Origin of the sequence: Arthrobacter rhombi (assembly GCF_900163545.1) — a bacterium.
Lineage (GTDB): Bacteria > Actinomycetota > Actinomycetes > Actinomycetales > Micrococcaceae > Arthrobacter_H > Arthrobacter_H rhombi_A.
In genome coordinates, this window is the sequence record NZ_FUHW01000016.1 from 48273 (window position 1) to 67279 (window position 19007).

Here is a 19007-nt window from a genome sequence, read left to right on the forward strand (position 1 = left end):
AAGCAGGGCAGCTCATGTCCACGTCAGCCACCGGCCAGGTCCCAAGGGGCGCCGGCCCGGCATCCACTGCCACGAAACCGGCACCGGGGTGCGCCTCCGCCCCCGCCCGTATTCCACTGGAGATCGAGGAAGCCGAAGCGCTGTCCGCCTCGTTCAAGGCGCTCGCCGATCCGAGCCGGCTACGGATCCTGTCCATCGTGGCTGCCGACACCAACGCCGAGACCTGTGTCTGCGATCTGTCCGAGCCGCTGCAGTTGGGCCAACCCACGGTCTCCCACCATCTGAAGATCCTGGTCGACGCCGGCTTCCTCCACCGTGAGAAGCGCGGGGTCTGGGCCTACTACTCCCTGGTCCCCGGGGCCTTGGATCACGTGGCGGAGACCTTGGCCGCGGGGCTCTAACCGCTTCATTCGTTTTCACGCATCCGCGTAGGCTCAGCACATGATGACTCCCCGGCTGCAGTCCCTCATCGAAACCTTCGATGCCATCCCCCACCCCGACTGGGTCACCATCGTCCTGACTTCCTGCCTGAAGCGGTTGGGTTCCGGCGGCCCGACCGCGTGGGAATGCGTCGAGGTGTTCGACGCTTGGGTGGACAAGGGCGCGATGTTCATCGTCTACACCTCCCCCTGGGGACCCACTGTCGGGCTAATGCGCGGTGCAGAGGATCCGGACTGTGAGGATCCCGTCGAGCAGGGTCAAAACATTGCAGATTTCGACGTCGCCGAGCCGTTGGGGACCTACATCGACCGTTTGACTTTCGACGCGAATGGACTGGGCTGGTGGGGCGATCCGCTGGTGGGAACCGTATTGGAAAATGGGAGCGCCTTTTTCTAACGGCGTTTAGGTCTTCTTCACCAGAGCCTTCTGCAGCACTTCGGCGAGGTGGAGGCCATCGACTCCTGTGCCTTCGGTGATCTGCGTGCGGCAGGAGAACCCATCGGCCAACACCAGGTCCCCTGCTTCCCGGGCTCGAATTGCTGGGAAGAGTTCGCGTTCGCCCAGGGTCTTGGACAATTCCGCATGCCCCGGCTCGAAGCCCCAGTTGCCCGCTAGGCCGCAACAGCCGGTTTTGATCTCTTCTTCACGCACGCCCACACTCCGCAGCACCGTTGCCGCGGGACCATGGTCACCCTGCGAGCGTTCATGGCAATGCACTTGGCTGACCGCCGTGGCGTCCAATTCCTCGAAGGGCCACTCAGTGCCGGACTCTCCGTTGGCCGGGACCCGGTGTTCGATGAGCCCGCCCAAGGACACGACGGACTTCGCCATCAGGGCCGCCCGGGGATCATCCGGCAGCATCTCCGGCAGATCGTGTGCCAGCAGGACGGTGCAGGAAGGTTCCAAACCCACCACCGGATATCCAGCGCGAAGATAGGGCTCCATCACATCCAAGGTTCGGGTCAGCACCTTCTGTGCCATATCCAGCTGTCCGGTTGAATGCCAGGTCAGCCCGCAACAGACAAATCCCTGGGGCATGACCACGGTGTAGCCCAAGGCTTCGAGCACCTCGACGGCGGCCAGCCCCGGCCCCGTGTCCAAATGATTGGTGAACGAATCGGGCCACAGCACCACAGTGCCTGCATCGCGGGTCCCCACTCCGGCACGGGGGCCATTGGATGGCTGACGACGGGCGAACCACGATTGGAGACTAGACGGCGCGAAGGAAATCATGGCTCGGCTGGGTTCGATGCCCCCAAGTTTCTTGACCAGCTTCTCCACTGTGCCGATCCCCAGCAGGCGGTTGGTCACCGAGGCCATCCCGGGGATCCGGTGCAGCACATGGGTCAGCAGCGGCAGCCAGCCCATGCTGTAGTGGGCCATCGGCCGGATGCGCCGCTGGTAGAACTTATGCAGGAATTCCGACTTATAGGTCGCCATATCCACGTTGACCGGGCATTCACTGGCACAGGCCTTGCAGGACAGGCAGAGATCCAAGGCATCCTTCACCTCGGTGGAACGGTAGGCCTGGGGCAGGGATTCGCCCCGGAACATTTCAGAGAGCACCCGGGCGCGGCCGCGGGTCGAGTCGACTTCGTCTCCCGTGGCTTGAAAGGAGGGGCACATGGCCCCTTCGTCGGATCGGCAGGCACCGACCCCGACGCAGCGGTTCACCGCGTTCACCAGTGAGCCGCCGTCACGGCTCAGGGCTTGGACGGGAAGCAGCTCGAAACTGCGTTGGCCGGGACCGGGGCGGACCCGATCGTCAACGACCTCGGGGTCAACCAAGACCCCGGGGTTGAAGATCCGTCCCGGGTCCAGGATGTTCTTGAAGGTGCGGAAGGCCTCCAGGGCTTCGCGGCTATAGATCCGGCGCAGCAGTTCGGAGCGAGCCCGGCCGTCACCATGCTCCCCTGACACCGAACCGCCATAACGGGCAATCGTGTCGGCGGCTTCCTCCATGAAGGAACGAAAGTCGGCGACCCCCTCATCGGTTCCTAGCGTGAAGGAGAGCCGGATGTGGACGCAGCCCTCACCAAAGTGTCCGAAAGGGATTCCGCGCAGCCCGTGCCGGTCCATCAAGGCGTACAGATCACGCAGGTAATGGGCCAAATGCTTCGGTGGCACCGCCGAGTCCTCCCAGGAGGGCCAAGCCTCCCCACCGTCGGGCAGGCGGGTCACGATGCCGGCGGCGGCCTCACGGATGCGCCAGAGCGCCCGGGCCTCCGCATGCTCGGTGACCACAATCGATGACGTGGCCGTAGTGACCGAAGCAACGAAGTCTTCGGCATTTCCCCTGGCCTGCTCGACCGTATCGCCGACGGCCTCACAGAACAGCCAGCCTCCGGCGTCCTGCCCGCCGGCCGGATCATTGACCCCGGGCAGCTCCGAGCCCGCCAAGTCCTGGCCGGGGCGTGAACGCAAGGCTTCGAGCAGGTCGTAGCCCATGCCTTCGGCGGTCGTCATCCCGGTACCGCGGACCACGGCCGCGGCCTCGGCGGCATCGAAGACGGTCTCGAAGGCCAGCACGGCCAGCGCGCTGGCCAGTGGACGCTTGACCAGCTTCACGGTCATCTCGGTGATGATCCCGCAGGTCCCCTCGCTGCCGGCCAGGGCCTTGGCGGCGTCGAAGCCGTTCTCGGCCAGCAGGTAGTGGAGCCCGTAGCCGGAGACCTGGCGCGGGAACTGCCCCAGCTCGGTCCGCAGGGTCTTCAGGTTCCCATCCCGCAGCGCCAGCAACTTGGCGTTGATTTCGGGATCGTCGGTACCGTCGGGTCCAAAGACGACTTCCCGGCCGTCGGCGAGCATCAAGGTCACCGATTCAAGGTTCTCCGCCGCGGTCCCCCACTCCAGTGAATGTGAACCGCAGGCATTATTGGCCACCATTCCCCCAATGGTGCAGCGGCTATGCGTGGAGGGATCCGGGCCGTAGGTCAGCCCGAATTCCCCGGCTGCATCGCGGAGCTGGTCGCAGATCACCCCTGGCTGGACCCTAGCCGTTCGCGCCTGGGGGTCAATGGAAAGAATCTGGTTGAAGTAGCGGGAGGTGTCGAGTACCAGCCCTTCCCCGATGCCGTTGCCGGCCACCGAGGTTCCTCCACCACGCATGGTGATCGACCAGTTCTTTTCGCCGGCCAGGGCGACGGCACCGCGGAGATCTTCAACGCTGCGCACTTCCAGTACTGCCGCGGGAAGGCGCCGATAGATCGAGGCGTCCGAAACGTAGGCGGCCCGGGTGGTCATGTCCGTGCGTAGTAGTTCATGGATCGTTCCCGGGGGCACCGCCTTGAAGGGGTTTGGCGCTAGTTGTTCCACTGCTGCTCCTCACGATCACGACTTGAATTAGAGTAACATGTTACTTATGAGCATCCAGCCTTCGGCCCCCGGCACCACGAGCAACAGCCCGGGAGCCGGGAACGCCCCTCCCGTCAGGAGGTCGTTGACCGAGCAGGTCATGGACTTCGTGCGCACTGCCACAGCCTCGGGGGATCTGCGTCCCGGCGAGCTCTACAGCGTCTACCAACTGGCTGAACGTCTGGGTTTCTCACGATCCCCGGTCCGTGACGGCCTCCTGCGGCTCGAAGAAGCCGGTTTGGTGGAGTTCGCCCGCAATCGCGGCTTCCGCATCATCCCCACCACCCCGCAGGACGTGGCCGAGATCTTTTCGATTCGCCTGGCTTTGGAAGTCCCCGCAGCGCGTCGGGCCGCGATGGCCTGCAGCGATGAACTCGCTACCGCCCTGAAGGCACTGGAGGCCAGCATGGCCCGTGCTGCGCGGGCGGGCGATGACGAGTCCTTCTTCGCCGATGACCAGTACTTGCATGACCTGCTCCTCGAAGCGGCCGGAAGCCATCGCGCCCGGGAGGTGGTCAACCGCTTGCGGGTATCAACCCGGCTGCTGGGGGTCTCCACCGCCGGCAGACAGCGGACCTACGAGGACATCCTGAACGAGCATGCGCCCATCGTGGCAGCAGTCATCGCCAACGATCCACAGTGCGCTGGGCAGCTGATGAGCGAACACCTGGCCACCACAGGACGGCTACTTCTGGCCCAGGCTGCTGCTCGGCAGGACCTCGATATCGACGCCGCCCGCCTCTGGGATGAACTGACCCGGGGCTACTAGCCAGCAGCTCCGGGCCAAGCATTTTTGTACACTCGGGGCATGACACAGACTTCACCAACGGAAGATGCCGCCGGCATGGAGGATTTCACGGGCCAACGGTGGATCGTCACCGGGGCCGCCGGAAGGATCGGCCGCCCCCTCCGTCGGGCCTTGGCCGAGCTGGGAGTCAACCTGGTCTCGGTCGATGTGGCCGACACCGAGCCGGTGGGGCCCACGGACACCGTGGTGCGGGGCGATGTCGAGGATCTCAAGACACTCGAGCAGACCTTTGCGTCAGCGGATGGGGTGATCCACCTCGGCGGCATTTCGGACGAAGCGGACTTCCATGACCTCGCACAGGTCAACATCGTCGGGACCTACCATGTGCTCGAAGCCGCCCGCCGGGCCGGTGTGCGCCGGGTCGTCTTCGCCAGCAGCAACCGACTGACCGGCTTCTACGACGTGGATACCGAGCTGACGGTCGACATGCCTGCTAGGCCGGATGGTTTTTACGGGGTCTCCAAGGCCGCCGGCGAAGCGTTGTGCCAGCTCTACTCCGATAAATTCGGCCTGAGCACCATCGCCTTGCGCATCGGAACCTACCTCTCCGAACCCGCATCACCGCGGCATATGCGCACCATGCTCAGTCCCGGGGATGCGGTGCGCGCCTTCACGGCGGCCATGCGCACATCGCAGCACCACGGCGTCTTCTATGCGGTCTCCAAGAATTCGGAACTCTGGTGGAACCTTGACGCCGGCAAGACCCTGGGTTTCGTTCCCGTCGATGATGCGGCAGAGCATGGTGTCCTCGAGGCCATCGACCCCGGGACCCCTCAAGGCGGTAGCTTCGCCTCCGCCGAGTATTCGCTGGACAGGATGAGATCCGAGGGCGTCGGCGACTGAGGCCTCGGCGGCAGCTCCCTCTAGCGTGGAGCCTCATCCGGCTGCCGGGTTTCCATGAGGCTGCCGTTCAGGATGGTCTCCAGGGTTTCAACCACCCGGCGGACCGAGCGGCGCTGCATATGGCTGGCTTTGGCCAGGGTCACCAGCGACCTACTCGATCCCGAAGCCAGAGCCAGCGTCTGCAGGCGCAGTGGGTGGACAATCTGCATCAACGGCGTGGTGATCGACATCCCCACCCCGGCCTCCACCAGCGCGAGTACGAGGGCGGTATCGGTGATGCTGTGCACATCATCCAGCTGGGCGCCCTGACTCAGGCACGCCTGCCGGGCAGCACTGCCAAATGCCGTTTCAGCCGGAGGCAGGATCCACGTTCGTTCTCGGGTCAAGTCCATTCCCGGGTGGAGCCCGGCATGGTCATTGCCGGCCAAAAGCATCGGTTCGGTATGCAGGACCACTCGCTCCAGATCTCTGCCAACCATGTCCGGTAGCTGGGAGTACTCGACGGTCAAGGCAACATCCACCGCGCCCGATCTGACGTATTCAGCGTCGCGTTCGACATCGATTTCATGAAAGATCACCTCCAGATCCGGATCGGTGACGCGCAGCGCATCAATCAGCGGCTTGCAGGCGATGGCGCCGACCGTGGCGAAGATCCCCAAGGTGACCACCGATTCGCTGCCTTTCGAATCATCATCCACGCTGCGCACCGCATCCTGCTCTGCCGTCAGGAGCGGGCCCACATGTTTGAGCAGTTTGATCCCGGCATCGGAGAGCGTCACGCCCCGCCCGTCCTTGATGAACAGGGCGGAACCGACTTCCTGCTGCAGGGCCTTCATCTGCTGGGAAACGGCCCCGATCGTATATCCGGCATCGTCCGCGGCCGCCGTCATACTGCCGGTGCGGGCGACGGCTGCGAATAACTTGAGTTGGTGGAGCGTCCAGTTCATGCCTCGACCCTACCTATAGTTTCACTAAAGCAATTGCTCAAAAAACAATAGCTTGTGTAATAACCGCTCTCGGGGGATGGTGATTCCAGAAGAAAACATGACGTGGGTCACTCCCACGGTTCACATAGGAAGGAGGGGACATGGCCAGTTTGCTCACCGACCTCACCCCAGAGCATTCGACAGATCTACCGGAATCCGCCGACGTCGTGGTGATTGGCGGCGGCGTCATCGGCATGAGCGTCGCCTACCACCTCGTTGAAGCCGGAGTTCAAAATGTCGTTCTCCTCGAGCGCGGCGCCTTGGGGGCCGGTTCTTCTGCCAAGCCCCTCGGCGGGGTGCGAGGTACGTTCTCCGACCCGAACAACATCCGCTTGGGTCGCCACAGCCTGGCCAAGTTCCGCGACTTCGAGTCCACCCACGGCATCGACATCTCCTTCCGCGAGGTCGGTTACCTTTTCCTGTGCCGGACCCCCGAAGAACTTGCGGCCTGCGAAGCCAGCGTGGAGCTACAGAACAGCCTCGGCGGCAACAGCCGCATGGTCAGCCCGCACGAAGCCCAACGCATCAATCCATACATCGCCCCCGGGGCCTTGCTCGGCGCCCAGTTCTCCCCCGAGGACGGGCTCGCCTGCCCCCGCAGCGTGGTCGACGGCTACGCATCGCTCTCCAAGGAACTCGGGCTCGTCATCGCTGACCGGACGCAGGTCACCGGCATCGAGGCGTCCAATGGTTCCGTCGAATCCGTGCAGACCTCGCGCGGGACCATCCGAACCACCTCGGTGATCTGCTGCGCCGGGGCATGGTCCGCCTCCATCGGGAACATGGTCGGCGTCGACCTGCCGGTGGTGCCGGTCAAGCGCCAGATCGGCATCACCCGGCCCGACGGCGGCCCCACTCCCCCGGTGATTCCCTTCACGCTCGATCTGGGCACCACCATGTACTTCCATAACTACGATGACCAGTTGCTGCTCGGCATCTCGAACCCCGGACAGGAAAAGGGCTTCGACCGTGATTTCAGTTTCGACTGGGTCCCGGACTTCAACGCTTCGGCCGAGATCTGCGCACCGGCGCTGAGCGATCGCGAACTGGAGCACGGCTGGGCCGGCCTCTATGAGAACACCCCCGACAGGAATGCCCTGATCGGGGCCTCCGAAGACGTGCGCGGGTTCTCCTACGCCACCGGTTTCTCCGGCCACGGCTTCCTTCAGGCCCCTGGCGTCGGGGAGATCATGGCCGATCTGCATCTGGGCCGCGAATCATTCATGGACGCCTCCGGGTTCTCCGCGGAACGCTTCAGCTGCCAGAACGTCCCGCAGCTGAACGAAGTCCACATCATCTGACCAGCCCCCACCCCGACCACCACACCTCGGAAAGGAAGAACACGTGCCGTTTCTGCACACTTGGCAACTACGAGCCGAATTCGCCCTGCGCCTGTCACAGATGTATGGCGAAGAGGTTCCGGCATACAACACACTGGTTGAGGTCTCCAGCCACGTGAACCAAGACTTCATGGATCGCCACGGATCCGACGCCGAACGGCTGGGCACCTTGGAGCGGGTCACCGCCGAACGCCACGGCGCCATCCGCGTCGGCTCACCTCAAGAGCTGGCGTCAGTCGCCCGCGTCTTCGCAGCCTTCGGCATGCATCCGGTCGGCTTCTATGACCTCCGCGATGCCTCGTCGTCCTCGGTCCCGGTCATCGCCACCGCGTTCCGGCCCGTCGATGAGGACGAGCTGGCCAAGAACCCCTTCCGGGTTTTCACCTCGCTGCTGGCTACCGAAGACCCCCGCTTCTTCAACGAAGAACTCCAACGCGAGCTGCGGGAGTTCATCGACTCTCGCAGCCTGTTCCCTGATGGCCTGCTGGAACTGGCCGACCGTGCCACCGTCGGCCAGGGTCTGGACAGCGATGAGGCCGAACGGCTGCTCCACCTGGCCACCAGCGTCTTCCAACTCTCCAGCGAACCGGTCGATGATGCCTGGTACCGCAAGCTCGAGGCCATTTCTGCGGTCGCTGCGGATATCGGCGGAGTGTCAAGCACCCATATCAACCACCTCACCCCCCGCGTGCTGGACATCGACGATCTCTATCAGCGCATGGAGGACCGCGGAATCAAGATGATCGACGCCATCCAGGGCCCGCCGCGCTGGAACGGCCCGGATGTGCTGTTGCGCCAGACCTCGTTCCGCGCCCTGGACGAGGAACGAACCTTCCGTTTCGCCGACGGGAGCGAAGGACAGGGAAAGCTGCGTGTCCGCTTCGGCGAAGTCGAGCAACGAGGAGTCGCCCTGACCCGGAAGGGACGCGACCTCTACGAGGAGATGAACGCCGAAATCGACCGCCGAATGACCTCCGGGGACAGTCGCTCCCGGGTATCCGAAACGGTGTGGCAGGAAATGCTGCCGGGCACGGATGCCGAATTGGCAGCACAGGATCTGGCCTTCTACACCTACTCATCCAGCGCGTCGCAGGGCGAGGTTCCGGACGGCGCCAGCCTCGCCGAGCTGGTCACTGCGGGAACCGTGGAGCTCAATCCCATCGTCTACGAGGACTTCCTTCCCCGTTCGGCAGCTGGGATCTTCCAGTCCAACCTGCGCGAGGCCGGCCAACGTGACGATGCCCAGGAGGGAACCCTCTACGACATGGACCGACTTTCAGAAATCATCGGTCTTCCCATCAAGGATCCGGTGGACCTGTACCGGGCCCAACAGGACGCCTCGCTTTCCGAACTTGAAAAACAACTCGGTGTCACCCTTCGGCAATAGCCCGGAGAACACGAAACACACGTAACCCACGCAGAAAGAACCAGGAGTCACACCATGCAGACCACCGAAACCCGCCAGGACAACCTCCTCCAGTCAGTCGAATCCGCTTTGACCGCCTGCGGCGTCACCGTCACCGAGGGTGAGGGCATCGGCGCCCGTTCCCCGCTGACCGGCCAGACGCTGAAGAACCTGAAGAAGAGCACGGAAGCCGATCTCGAATCCATGATCGGCCAGGCCCAGGAGGCCTTCACACAGTGGCGCGATACTCCGGCGCCGGTCCGCGGCGCCCTCGTCAAACGCTGGGGCGAGCTGCTCACCGAACACAAGGAAGACCTCGGTGTCCTCGTCACCGCCGAGGCCGGCAAGATCACCTCTGAGGCCAATGGCGAAGTTCAGGAGATGATCGATATTTGCGAACTCGCCGTCGGGCTCTCCCGTCAGCTCTTCGGCAAGACGATGCCCTCCGAGCGCAAGGGCCACCGGCTAATGGAGACCTGGCACCCGCTCGGTGTCGTGGGCATCATCACCGCCTTCAACTTCCCCGTCGCCCCCTACGCCTGGAACACCGCCGTCGCCCTGGTGTGCGGCAACTCGATCGTCTGGAAGCCCTCCGAGATGACGACGCTCTCGGCACTGGCCACAGATGCCCTGCTCGCACGGGCCGTGAAGGAAACCGGGGCACCTGCCGGTCTGCACCACGTGCTGCTCGCCGACCGTGAACTGGGATCCAAAATGGTCTCAGACTCCCGCTTCCCCCTGATTTCGGCCACGGGGTCGACCCGCATGGGACGGACGATTGCTCCCCGGATCGCCGAGCGCTTTGGCAGCAGCATCCTGGAACTCGGCGGCAATAACGCGGCCATCGTGGCGCCATCGGCCGATCTCGATCTCGCCCTGCGCGGTGTGGCCTTCGCCGCCGTGGGCACCGCCGGCCAGCGCTGCACCAGCATGCGCCGTCTGATCGCGCACGAGTCGGTCGCCGACCAGCTCGTCGATAGCCTCGCCAAGGCCTACCCGACCCTGCAGATCGGCAGCCCCATGGAACCCGACACTCTCGTCGGCCCCCTGGTCAATCAGGGTGCCTACGAGAACATGCAACAGGCCATCAAGAACGCCCTGGCCGAAGGCGGCGAACTGGTCTGCGGTGGGGATCGCGTGCTCGCCGACGAGTACCCGGATGCGTTCTACGTGGAACCGGCCATCATCCGCATGCCCTCACAGACCGCCACAGTGAAAGAGGAAACCTTCGCCCCGATCCTTTACGTGATGACCTACACGGATCTGGACGATGCCATCGAGATGCACAACGCGGTCCCGCAGGGCCTGTCCTCGGCGATCTTCACTCAGGACCAGGGTGAGGCCGAGCGCTTCATCAGCTCCGCCGGCTCCGATTGCGGTATCGCCAACGTCAATATCGGCACCTCGGGCGCGGAAATCGGTGGTGCCTTCGGCGGCGAGAAGGAGACCGGTGGTGGCCGTGAATCCGGTTCCGACGCGTGGCGCGGGTACATGCGCCGGGCGACCAACACGGTGAACTACTCCGGTGAACTGCCCCTGGCCCAGGGGGTCGAGTTCCTCTAGAACCACCGAACACCCTACCGGCACGGCCCACGTCCGGGCCGTGCCGGCCACGGCCACACCGGCGAACTTCAGCACACCGCAGACCAAGGAGTAGCAACGACATGTTTGACCTGATCGATGACTGGGGCCCCGAGAAAGTCGTGCTCGTCAGCGACACCAAAACCGGGATGCAAGGCGTTCTGGTCATCGACAACTCGGCCCGGGGCATGGGCAAGGGCGGCACCCGCATGCAGCCGAACGTCAGTGTCCAGGAAGTCGCCCGACTGGCCCGGACCATGACGTGGAAATGGGCTGCCGCCGACCTCTTCTACGGTGGGGCCAAAGCCGGAATCAAATTCGATCCCACCTCCGCGGACAAGGAAGCTGTACTGCGTTCCTTCGTCAAGGCGCTGCGCAACGAGGTCCCCCGCGAATACGTCTTCGGGCTCGACATGGGGTTGACGGAAAACGACGCCGCCATCATCAACGACGAGCTCGGCGATCGGGGTGCCGCCGTCGGCACCCCTGCCGAACTGGGCGGGGTCGCCTACGACCGGCTCGGAGTCACCGGCTTCGGGGTGGCAGAGGCCGCCGACCAGGCGGCAACCGACGTGGCACTTCCGGGCAAACGGGTCGTCATCCAAGGCTTCGGGGCAGTGGGCCACGCCGCAGCCAAGCGCTTCGACGAACTGGGATACACCGTCGTCGGACTCTCCACCGCCGCCGGTTCCATCCACGCCCCGGACGGACTCGACATCGACCGGCTGCTGGCCCAACGCACCGAACTGGGAGACCAGTTGGTCGATGAGTATCTTCCCCAGCGCATCGCCCCGGGCTCGGAGCTCTTCCTGGACTGCGACATCCTGGTCCCCGCCGCCCTGCAGGACGTGCTCACCAAAGACAACGCCGGTGATGTCCGGGCCCGGCTGGTGACCGAGGGGGCGAACCTGCCGTCCAGCGACGGGGCGCGGGCACGCCTCCGGGCCCAGGGAACCGCAGTGGTCCCGGACTTCATCGCCAACGCCGGAGGCATCGTCGCCGCCGCCTACGCGATGGAAGGGCGCTACTCTGCCTTCCGCCCGGATACCGCCCCGATCATGGCCACGGTCTCCGAGAAAATCCGTAGTAATACCTCCACGGTGTTGGGGCAGGCCCGCCTGCGCGACACCACCACCCATGAAGCAGCCTTCGCCATGGCCAGGGACCGGGTCCGCGCGGCCATGGATCTGCGCGGCGCCCGGCTCGGCGGTGCGCAGCCTCGAGAAAGGGTGAACATCAAACTCTAGAGGGCAGAACTGCTCGGGGCGCGATCAGGTGCGGCCACCGGGGTACAGACCAGACCTAGTCAAAGGATCCACGCAATGAACCTCCCCCTGAATGCCGTCCCGGTGGCGGCCAGCATCGATGAAACGCTCGAGAACGCCATCGGGCCGGCCGTCGAATGGCTCGAGAACATCGTCTTCGCCTCTTTCCCGTTCTTCGGCACCGAGCTTCCCTTTTTGATCATCTGGCTGTTAGCCGGCGGCATCTTCCTGACCGTGCTCCTGAAATTCCAGCCGATTATCGGAATGCGCCATATGATCCAGATCGCGCGTGGACGCTTCAACCGCTTCAGCGATCCGGGCGAGACCACTAGTTTCCAAGCCCTGGCTACCGAGCTCTCCGGGACGGTCGGGCTCGGCAACATCGCCGGTGTGGCCGTGGCGATCACCATTGGCGGTCCCGGCGCAACCCTGTGGATCATCATTGCCGGCTTCCTCGGGATGAGCCTGAAGATGGCAGAGGCCACCTTGGGCGTCATGTTCCGCCGGATGAATAAGGACGGCACGGTCTCCGGCGGTCCCATGTATTATCTCGAAACCGGGCTCGCCCACATCGGCAAACCCAAGACCGGTCGGGTGCTGGCCATGTTGTATGCGCTGCTCATGATCTTCGGTGCCATGGGTGCCGGCAACATCTTCCAAGCCAACCAGGTCACCGCCCAGCTGACCGCCGCCACCGGCGGAGAAGCCAGTTTCCTGGACGGCCGGGGTTGGATCGTCGGTGTTGTTCTGGCCGTCGTCGCCGCCGCCGTGATCTTCGGCGGAATCCGCAGCATTGCGCGCTGGACGAGTAAGCTCACGCCCATCATGGCCGTCGTCTACGGCCTGTCGGTGATCGTGATCCTGATTGCGAACATCAGCGAGCTGCCCCATGCCATCGTGCTCATCTTCGAGGGCGCCTTCACGGGTAACGGTGTGGCCGGCGGCGCCGTCGGCGTGGCCATCGTCGGTATCCAGCGCGCGTTGTTCTCCAACGCGGCAGGTGTTGGCTCGGCGGGTATCGCCCACTCCACGGTCAAGACCAAGCGTCCGGCTCAGGAAGGCTACGTCGCCTCCGTGGAACCCTTCATCGACTCGGTCATCATCTGCACCATGACGGCCCTGGCCATCATCGTCACCGGCCAGTACGCGGAAACCTCCGCAGACGGCGTGGGACTCACCTCGGTGGCGTTCGGCACCGTTGCTGCCTTCTTCCCGTACATCCTCACCCTGTGCGTCCTGCTCTTCGCGTTCTCCACACTGCTGAGCTACTCCTACTACGGCAAGAAGGCGGCCGGTTACGTCTTCGGCAACAGCAAACGTGTGGAGCGCATCTACGACGGTGCATGGATCGTCATGATCGTCGTCGGATCGTCGGTGTCGCTGGATACCGTCGTCGCCTTCTCGGATGCGACCTTCTTCCTGCTGACGGTGCCCAATATCCTGGGCATCTACTTGCTCTCCGGTGTCCTGCGCCGCGAGATCCTTGGACACCGGGCGGATCTCGACGCTGGCCGGATCCCCGAGGTGGCCGAGCATGAGCGAAGCACCGTGGCCAACATCGACCAGAAAGCATAGTCCTCGGACACGTTGCAGAAGGAGAACACCCATGACTGGTAGTGACGGACTCGACCTCGCACAGGACTTCCTGCCCACGGCAACACCGGATCTCTTCGGCCCCGAACGGTGCCGGGAACTGGTGAACACCCGGCAGGCTGTTGACGCCATGAAGGAGACGCTGCTGGCCGGCTTCGACCCGGAACACGATGCTCCGCGGACGCGGGTGGCCACGGATACCGGGGAGATGCTGCAGATGCCCTCGACCTTTGGGGACTACGTGGGGACCAAGATCCTGACGTTGACGCCGGGGAACGTGGTCGAAGAGCTGCCGATGATCCAGGGGGTCTACGTCCTCTTTGCCGGAAGACAACAGAATCCGGTGGCAGTCCTCGACGGTGCCACGCTGACGAATATCCGCACCCCCGCGGTCTCGGCCTTCGGCGCACTACATCTGGTCACCAAGACAGGTCCGCTGACGTTGACGATCGTGGGCACTGGGGTCCAGGCCTGGGAACATGTGCTGGCCTTGACCTCGGTGCTGGACATCGGCGAGATCCACATCGTCGGCCGGGACCCGGGCAACGTCCAGGAGCTTGTCGAGCAGGGGTGCAGCCGGGGCTTCAGCGTCCAGGCCAGCGACGCAGCCGACGCGCTGCCGGTCTCGGATGTGGTGGTCTCCTGCACCAGCGCCAAGGAACCGCCGTTCGACGGCGCGTTGGTGCCCGACCACGCCGTGGTCGTCGCGGTGGGGTCCCACTCCCCCGAACGCCGGGAGCTCGACGACGGCCTGTTGGCCCGGTCCGGCATTGCCGTCGAGTCACTGGATAGTTCGACCCGGGAGGCCGGGGAGATCATCCAAGGCCTCGACAGTGGGGCCATCCCCGACCGGTCAGGCCTGGTCACCATGCGCCAGTTGGCCGAAGGGCACACGCTGCCCGAAGGCCAACCGAAAATCTTCAAGACCACGGGCATGCCCTGGCAGGACCTGGCCGTGGCCTCGGCGATCTATGAGGGGGCAGCAGCCAAGATGAGACTCTCGTCCAACCAGAGAACTGACAGGACATGAGAATCCACCTCAGCAGCGTGCTCGTCGACGACCAGGCGAAGGCAAAACGGTTCTACACCGAGGTGCTCGGCTTCGTGAAGAAGAACGACATCCCGCTGGGTACGGACCGTTGGCTAACCGTGGTCTCCCCCGAGGATCCCGAGGGCCCCGAGCTGCTGCTCGAACCCAGCGGACACCCGGCGGCCAAGCCGTTCAAGGACGCCCTGGTCGCCGACGGGATCCCGTTCACCCAGTTCGCCGTCGCGGATGTCCAGGCCGAATACGAGCGCCTCCGCTCCCTCGGGGTGCGCTTCACGCAGGAACCAATGACCATGGGGCCGGTGACTACCGCGGTGTTGGACGACACCTGCGGGAACCTTATCCAGATCGCCACGCTGCCGGGCTAGACCGGCCGGTTCCAGGACACAACATCACGGCAGTCCCTGGCAGCCGAGTTCCTCGTCGAGGCTGACGTGGGGCAGCCTGCGCGCGAGCACCGGGCCGACAGCGAACGCAGCTCCCAGCAACACCAGGATCCCGATGGAAAACGGCCCGTAGCCGTCCTCACCTACCAGAGTCGGCAGGTTCACCAGGATGGCGGCCAGGAACAACAGCAGCCCTGCAAGTCCCAACGCCGGGGCGGTACGACGCCGGAATCGGCTTCCGCCGTGTTCCTCCCGGGCGAAGAAGACCAGGACGGCGACGGACGTCGCTGTCAACAGCAGTACCACGCCGACCGAGGCGATGCCGCCGAGCCAGGTGTAGAACTGGGAAATCGGATCCAACCGCAGCAACACGGCGGCGGCCACAAGCACCGCCACGATGACCGCGGCCGCCGCCGAGGCGTTCGATGGCGCCTCGAAGCGCGGATGCGCGAGGCCCAGTCGCTGGCCCAGCACACCGCGCCGGCCCAGCTGGAACAAATAACGGGACGCAATGTTGTGAAACGCCAGCACGCAGGCAAAGAGACTGGTGACGAACAGCAGCTGCACCACATGTCCGCCTGCGGCCCCGAGGTAGGTCTGCGTCGTCGCGCTGAGGATGGTGCCCGGGTTCTGCGTGGCTTCGGCAACGGCGCGACTTTCCCCGTTGGCGCTGATCAGCAGCCAGCTGGAAACGGTGTAGAAGACCCCAATGGCCACTAGGGAAAGGTAGGTCGCCCGCGGAATGGTCCGGTCCGGATCACGCACCTCATCCCGGAACACCGCCGTTGCTTCGAATCCAACGAAGCTAAGGATCGCAAAGAGGATGCCCGTTCCCGGGGCGCCCGAGAGGATCTCGGAGGGGCTGACGATACCGGTGGCGAAGCCTTCGGGCCCTCCGCCGGAGAAGACAACGACGGCGTCGAGCACCAGCACGATGGCCACTTCGGCCAGCAGCAAGATGGCCAGCAGTTTTCCTGATAGTTGGATATTGCGGTGTCCCAGGAGGGCGACGACGGCGAATCCGGCCGCGGCCCACACCCACCACGGAAGCGTCGGTCCGCCGTAGGAGGAGACCAATTCCGCCAGTGCCGGGCCGAAGAGGCCGAAGACCCCAGCTTCAAGCGCGAGGTAGGACAGCAACGCAGCACAGGCCGCCCCGAGACCGGCTCCGCGACCCAGCCCCTTGCCGACGTAGGAGTAGAACGCCCCGGCAGTGGGCACGAAACGGGTCATTTGGGTGAAACCGATGGAGAACAGCAGCAGCACCACGGTGGCCACGACGTAGGAGAACGGAAATCCGGTTCCGTTGCCCAGTGCGATGCCGAGCGGGACCGGCCCGCCGATGACGCCCAGCGGCGAAGCTGCGGCAACGACGATGAAGACGACCGAGGCGGTGCCGAGGTTTCCGCGCAGCCGGGAGCCTGTCGCTGTTCCAACGTGGCTGTTCTCGGCGTCTGGTGCGACACCGCGCTGGCTGTCGGGGAGGGTGTCTTGCGCGGACATGGTGCCTACTTTCGGTGTGGGATGAATTTCCCCTCACGCTAGGTCCGGACTACTCCGCTCCCCACCGTCATGAACCAGCAGGTCCCTCCATGACCTTCGATGACCACTGCAGGGCGCAATTGCCTCTGGTCTAGACCTCAGATGACACGCCGCAGCAGCAGGTTTCGTCATATAAGGTCTTCTTCCCGACGCATGACGTCATGTAGCCGAAGCCGTCTCCCACTCCCCTACTGGTTCGAGAACGCAGCGTCGAAGGACGCCTCCGGCCGCTTCCACAGCAGTTCGCGAATTTTGCCGACTGCTTCGGCGGCACCGTGCAGGCGGTCCATCCCCGCGTCCTCCCATTCCACCGAGATCGGGCCGTCGTAGCCGATATGGGCCAGTGCTCGGAAGGCGTCCTCCCAGGGGATGTCACCGTGGCCGGTGGAGACGAAGTCCCAGCGCCTGCGGGGATCGCCCCAGGGCAGATGGGAGCCCAGGATCCCGTTGCGGCCCATCGGCGGGCGCAGGCGGGTGTCCTTGCAGTCCACGTGGTAGATCCGGTCGGCGAAGTCGCTGATGAACCCGACCGTGTCGATGCCCTGCCAGAACATGTGGCTGGGGTCCCAGTTCAGCCCGAAGGATTCGCGGTGTCCGATGGCCTCCAGGGTGCGCACGGTGGTCCAGTAGTCGTAGGCGATTTCGGAAGGGTGGACCTCCAACGCGAACTTGACCCCTTCGTCGTCGAACACGTCCATGATGGGGTTCCAACGGTCGGCGAAGTCCTGGTAGCCGGCGTCGATCACCTCGCCGGGGACGGGAGGGAACATGGCGACGTATTGCCAGATCTTCGATCCGGTGAAGCCCACGACGGTATCGGCGCCGAGTTTGCGGGCCACCCGGGCCGAGCGCTTCATATCCTCGGCGGCGCGTTGGCGCACGCCTTCGGCCTCGCCATCGCCCCAGATATAGGGGCGTAGGATCCCCTGGTGGCGGAAGTCGATCGGGTCATCGCAGACGGCCTGCCCACCCAGGTGGTTGGAGATGGCCCAGACCTTGAGACCGTGACGGTCGAGAATCTCTAGCCGCGAGGCCAGATAGGCGTCGTCCTCATCGGCACGCTGCAGATCCAGGTGATCGCCGGAGGCGGCGATCTCCAGGCCGTCGTACCCCCAGTCCGCGGCCCGTCCTGCCAGCTCCTCGAAGGGCATATCGGCCCATTGGCCGGTGAACAAGGTGACGGGTTGCTGTCTGGTGGGCTGCGGTGTCACGGTCATCGGATTCTCCTGTGGGGGCGGGGACAATGGGTCGAAAATCAGGGATCGGGGTCATTGGCTCAGCTGCACGGCACGGTGGTCGGTGGCCGCTGAGACGTCCACCCATCGGCCGGTGGCTGCGGAGGCCAGTACCGCGTCGGTGATCACGCTGGCCCGCAACCCATCGGCGAAGGTCGGCAACCCGGCAGGCGATCCGCCGGCGATGTGATCGTAGGTATCGGCGACAAAGGCCGCGAAGGCATCACGGTAGCCCATGGGATGCCCTGCGGGAACGGTGGAGAGTCGCTGGGCATCGGGGACCAGTTGCGGGGTGTCGCGGGCCAAGAGGGTGGAACCGGCCCGGCCGCCGAGCCAGAGTTCGTCGGGGTGCTCCTGGTCGAAGACCACGGATCCCCGGGTTCCGGCAATTTCGAGCATCAGGGCATTTTTCCGGCCGGCGTCGACCTGGGAGACCATGAGGCTGCCGATGGCGCCGCCGGCCATCTCCACGATGCACACGGCCGAGTCCTCTGTTTCCACCACCTCTCCCCCACGGGTGGGGTGGGCGATCCCCAGCCGGGCGTTGACCCGGGCAATGCGTTCGCCCGAGACGAATTCGAGCAGGTCCACCAGATGGGAGCCGATATCGCCGAAGGCCCTGGAGGGTCCCCCGAAAACGGGGTCCACCCGCCAGTTGGTTTCCTGGTCGCAGAGCATCCAATCTTGCAGGTAGTTTCCCCGCACGGTGAGCAGACGCCCGATCCCGCCATCGGCTGCCTGGTGCCTGGCTTGCCGGGCCATGGGGTGGAAGCGGTAGACGAAGGGGACCGTGGCGGTCAGCCCGGTGCGGGCCGCGAGCTCGGCCAACTCCCCGGCTTCCTCCCGGCCGGTGGCCAGCGGTTTTTCGCAGACCACGTGTTTGCCTGCTTCCAGGGCCGCACGTGCCTGGGCCGCATGCACGGCATTCGGGGAGCAGACATGGACGACGTCGACCCGGTCCAGGAGCTCCTCGATGGAGGACGATGCGTGTGGGATTCCCAGTTTGGCGGCCGCTTCCGAGGAGCGGTCGGGGTCCGAGGACATCAGGGTGACGATCTCGGCGCCGGCGGCCCGCGCGGCGCGGGCATGGGTGCTGGCCATGAAGCCGCCGCCGACGATCCCGACTTTCAGCGGTGCTGTGGATGTGTTGCTCACGGGTGTCTCCTGCGCAGATGGACGG

Annotated in this window: 16 protein-coding genes; 11 read left to right on the plus strand and 5 right to left on the minus strand. The window is 64.8% G+C overall.

Annotation, left to right across the window (positions count from 1 at the left end):
• Window positions 1-14 precede the first annotated feature (14 nt).
• Together FM101_RS03680 and FM101_RS03685 are read left to right on the plus strand one after the other, a co-directional pair.
• Window positions 15-401, plus strand: a complete 387-nt coding sequence (locus FM101_RS03680; protein WP_086995643.1) for an ArsR/SmtB family transcription factor — start codon at window positions 15-17, stop codon at window positions 399-401.
• Between the two features lie 40 nt (window positions 402-441).
• Window positions 442-837 (plus strand): hypothetical protein, encoded by a 396-nt coding sequence (locus tag FM101_RS03685; RefSeq protein WP_086995646.1) that lies wholly within the window; start codon window positions 442-444, stop codon window positions 835-837.
• A 6-nt stretch (window positions 838-843) separates the two neighbouring features.
• Here the strand turns inward: FM101_RS03685 and FM101_RS03690 are convergent, their stop codons facing one another.
• The gene (locus FM101_RS03690) at window positions 844-3684 is read right to left on the minus strand and encodes an FAD-binding and (Fe-S)-binding domain-containing protein (protein ID WP_086995713.1); all 2841 of its coding nucleotides are present in this window, start codon (window positions 3682-3684) and stop codon (window positions 844-846) included.
• A 118-nt stretch (window positions 3685-3802) separates the two neighbouring features.
• On the opposite strand from FM101_RS03690, the gene FM101_RS03695 reads away from it, so the two are divergent.
• Together FM101_RS03695 and FM101_RS03700 are read left to right on the plus strand one after the other, a co-directional pair.
• A complete protein-coding gene (locus tag FM101_RS03695) occupies window positions 3803-4564 on the plus strand; it encodes a GntR family transcriptional regulator (RefSeq protein WP_086995650.1) in 762 nt (253 codons plus the stop codon).
• Window positions 4565-4603: 39 nt separating this feature from the next.
• The gene (locus FM101_RS03700; protein WP_218778256.1) at window positions 4604-5446 is read left to right on the plus strand and encodes an NAD-dependent epimerase/dehydratase family protein; all 843 of its coding nucleotides are present in this window, start codon (window positions 4604-4606) and stop codon (window positions 5444-5446) included.
• A gap of 20 nt (window positions 5447-5466) precedes the next feature.
• Here FM101_RS03700 and FM101_RS03705 read toward each other — a convergent pair whose 3' ends face one another.
• Window positions 5467-6393, minus strand: coding sequence for a LysR family transcriptional regulator (locus tag FM101_RS03705; protein WP_086995656.1), 927 nt, complete (start codon window positions 6391-6393; stop codon window positions 5467-5469).
• Between the two features lie 140 nt (window positions 6394-6533).
• Here FM101_RS03705 and FM101_RS03710 point away from each other — a divergent pair, with 140 nt between their 5' ends.
• The 7 genes from FM101_RS03710 to FM101_RS03740 all read left to right on the plus strand — a co-directional run bounded on the left by FM101_RS03710 (window position 6534) and on the right by FM101_RS03740 (window position 15032).
• The gene (locus tag FM101_RS03710; RefSeq protein WP_086995658.1) at window positions 6534-7733 is read left to right on the plus strand and encodes an NAD(P)/FAD-dependent oxidoreductase; all 1200 of its coding nucleotides are present in this window, start codon (window positions 6534-6536) and stop codon (window positions 7731-7733) included.
• 43 nt (window positions 7734-7776) lie between these two features.
• Window positions 7777-9159, plus strand: coding sequence for a 2-oxoadipate dioxygenase/decarboxylase (gene hglS / locus FM101_RS03715; protein WP_086995661.1), 1383 nt, complete (start codon window positions 7777-7779; stop codon window positions 9157-9159).
• 54 nt (window positions 9160-9213) lie between these two features.
• Window positions 9214-10740: an L-piperidine-6-carboxylate dehydrogenase gene (amaB, locus tag FM101_RS03720; protein WP_086995664.1), complete on the plus strand. Its 1527-nt coding sequence runs from the start codon at window positions 9214-9216 to the stop codon at window positions 10738-10740.
• A 101-nt stretch (window positions 10741-10841) separates the two neighbouring features.
• Window positions 10842-12005, plus strand: a complete 1164-nt coding sequence (locus FM101_RS03725) for a Glu/Leu/Phe/Val family dehydrogenase (protein WP_086995667.1) — start codon at window positions 10842-10844, stop codon at window positions 12003-12005.
• Between the two features lie 75 nt (window positions 12006-12080).
• The gene (locus FM101_RS03730) at window positions 12081-13598 is read left to right on the plus strand and encodes an alanine/glycine:cation symporter family protein (protein WP_086995669.1); all 1518 of its coding nucleotides are present in this window, start codon (window positions 12081-12083) and stop codon (window positions 13596-13598) included.
• A 31-nt stretch (window positions 13599-13629) separates the two neighbouring features.
• On the plus strand, window positions 13630-14646 hold the full coding sequence (locus tag FM101_RS03735; protein WP_179204217.1) for an ornithine cyclodeaminase family protein: 1017 nt from the start codon (window positions 13630-13632) through the stop codon (window positions 14644-14646).
• Window positions 14643-15032 carry a VOC family protein gene (locus tag FM101_RS03740; RefSeq protein ID WP_086995675.1) on the plus strand — a complete coding sequence of 130 codons (390 nt, stop codon included), beginning with the start codon at window positions 14643-14645 and terminating at the stop codon, window positions 15030-15032. Before FM101_RS03735 ends, FM101_RS03740 begins: the two co-directional genes overlap by 4 nt.
• A 24-nt stretch (window positions 15033-15056) precedes the next feature.
• On the opposite strand, the gene FM101_RS03745 is transcribed toward FM101_RS03740, so the two are convergent.
• The 3 genes from FM101_RS03745 to FM101_RS03755 form a co-directional block, all read right to left on the minus strand.
• On the minus strand, window positions 15057-16553 hold the full coding sequence (locus FM101_RS03745) for an APC family permease (protein ID WP_086995678.1): 1497 nt from the start codon (window positions 16551-16553) through the stop codon (window positions 15057-15059).
• A 227-nt stretch (window positions 16554-16780) separates the two neighbouring features.
• Entirely contained in the window at window positions 16781-17809 is a 1029-nt protein-coding gene (locus FM101_RS03750) for a sugar phosphate isomerase/epimerase family protein (protein ID WP_086995681.1), read from the minus strand.
• 51 nt (window positions 17810-17860) lie between these two features.
• Window positions 17861-18982 carry a Gfo/Idh/MocA family protein gene (locus FM101_RS03755; RefSeq protein WP_245806608.1) on the minus strand — a complete coding sequence of 374 codons (1122 nt, stop codon included), beginning with the start codon at window positions 18980-18982 and terminating at the stop codon, window positions 17861-17863.
• Window positions 18983-19007: the final 25 nt, after the last annotated feature.